The sequence below is a fragment of the Nocardia sp. TBRC8007 genome, assembly GCF_056629435.1.
In genome coordinates, this window is sequence record NZ_JBWSOR010000085.1 from 1 (window position 1) to 1,741 (window position 1,741).

A 1,741-nucleotide genomic window follows, 5' to 3' on the forward strand; every position below is an offset into this window, starting at 1 on the left:
TGGTCGTTTCTCATCCTGCCGCCGGAAGACCCGTCCCCTCATCTCACCCCCGTTCGGGCGTCACCAACGTCATGACCCACAACAGCTAATCAAGGGAGCAATGCAGCCGTGACCGAACAGAATTTAGGATTCGACGTCGATGCCGCAAACGATATTCTCATATCGATCTGTGGTCTCATCCTCGAGAACCCTGCGTACCAAGATTCCGCGTGGGATGCTTTGAGGGTTATTCACGGGGCGTGATCGGGATCTTTTCGTGATGGGAGTCAGCGTCTCCGGATGCGGGCGGCGGCCCGCTCGTGTAGAGAATTGTGTTACCACACAACAACTTTCATACGAGCAAGGCCGCCGCACATGTACAATACCACTGGTTTCCGCCGTGAATAACCCTCAGTTATCCCCGACTGTTTCAACAACTCACGCCGCCCATCGACGCCAGATGCCTCCCACACAGAGTTGTACGTGCTCCCGGTCGGCTTGTACTCCCATCTCGACTCACGCGAGGGCGCTGATTCCAGCTCAACAATTCGTGTGTCCAGCGCGCTGATCTGGCTGTATATCCGTTCCTTTGTCGCGGTAGCGGCAACGCGGCCGAGCATCCTCGTCAGCTCGTCCATGGCCGATACGGCCTCCCGCAGTTCCGTCTCCTTGGAATCGCCTGGAACCCATACGCGCTCCAGGATCTCGACATCGCCTATCTCCTCGAGTACGAACTCCTCAACCAAATTCTCGACGAAATCGGCCCTGACATCGCTGATGTCCTTGTTCTCACATCGGTAGTAGCGATACTCGGTGCTTCGGGCGACCTTTCGTGTGTGGTGAAGGGTGAAACCGCATCGTAGGCACGTGTTGACCCCACCCAGTGGGCTCAGCTTGCTTTGTCGGCGGGCGCGCCTCTCGTCACGACGGCGGTTCAACGTCGCCTGGACCAGCTCCCACTCATCCAGAGTCACAAGCGGCGCCGCGAGCTGAATCGGCATCCCATGGTCGTCTCGAACAAGTTCGCCGTTGTGGTGGATGTATCCGCGAAGCGCATGGTTTCGCAACATGTTTCGAATCGGTGTCTGTGTCCATCGCCGGTCTTTCCCGGTCTTCGACGCCACGACAGCCCCGGACGGCAGCTCCGCCCGAATCAATGTCGGAGCATCAGCTTTCAAGGCCCGGTAGTACTCAGCAGGGGTCACGATCCCCTCGGCATTGAGGTCTGCGGCAATCTGGGTGTACGACTTCCCATCCAGAACCTCATCTACGATTCGGCGGACCAGGACGGAGCCGACTGGGTCGATTACCAACCCCCACCCTGATCCGTCGGTCCGCTTTACGGCCGTGTAGCCCAGGGCGGGTTTGCCTCCAGGCCAGCGGGCCACGCTGCGGAGCTTCCTCCGAGATCCCCGGGATCGCTCACGGATAGCCTCCAACTCGCCTTCTGCTAGACCAGCGATAACGCTGGCGAGCATCCTTCCAGCCCAGGTGCTCAAGTCGATCGACTCGGAGCAGGAGACCAAGCTCTTGTCGTGCTCCACGCACCAGCCGAACAGCTTGTTCAACTGGATCGCGTTACGTCCTAGCCGGTCCAGCTTCCATGCGGCCAAGACGTCCCACTCGTGGGGGCGCTCGTTCAACCACTCCTCCAGCTGTGCGGTATCGAATGGGTCCACTGACCCTGAAACATCGATGTCCTCGGCCCATCCGGCGATCGTGTGGCCGTTGGCGTCGGCCCACTGCTGAATGATCTCTTTCT

Annotated in this window: 1 protein-coding gene; it reads right to left on the reverse strand. The window is 59.4% G+C overall.

What is annotated here, in order from left to right; translation table 11 throughout:
- Nucleotides 1-314: 314 nt before the first annotated feature.
- On the reverse strand, nucleotides 315-1,741 hold a 1,427-nt coding region (locus tag ACX4ZE_RS22695; protein WP_480275495.1), incomplete at its 5' end, for a recombinase family protein.